The 326-nt window shown below is 39.6% G+C and carries 1 pseudogene; it reads left to right on the top strand.

The window, feature by feature from the left end:
• Nucleotides 1–140 precede the first annotated feature (140 nt).
• A pseudogene (locus tag C1E99_RS06525) lies at nucleotides 141–326 on the top strand (YqeG family HAD IIIA-type phosphatase); the annotation flags it as partial.

Below are 326 nucleotides of genomic sequence, written 5' to 3'. Positions count from 1 at the left end.
AAGAAGGTCAGATTTAATTCACAACTACCATTACATTACCTCCAGAAGGCACTCGGTTGATCCGAGTGTTTTCTGCTATCGATTCGCATTTTTCTTAGAAAAATGGTATAATTATCTGATAAAAAACTTTGGAGACGACAGTGAGTTTAGAAAATTACATGCCGGATTTTGCCTTGGAAAAGGCTTATGACGTGACCGTTGAAAGCTTGAAAAAACATGGCATAAAAGTAGTGTTTGTTGACTTGGATAATACCTTGATTGCTTGGAATAATCCCGATGGTACGCCAGAGATGCGCCAGTGGTTACATGATTTGCAGGACGCAGGT

Origin of the sequence: Streptococcus suis (genome assembly GCF_002964045.1) — a bacterium.
GTDB classification, from domain to species: domain Bacteria; phylum Bacillota; class Bacilli; order Lactobacillales; family Streptococcaceae; genus Streptococcus; species Streptococcus suis_U.
Note: the sequence above shows the minus strand (reverse complement) of the source record. Positions and strands in the feature narration are given on the sequence as shown.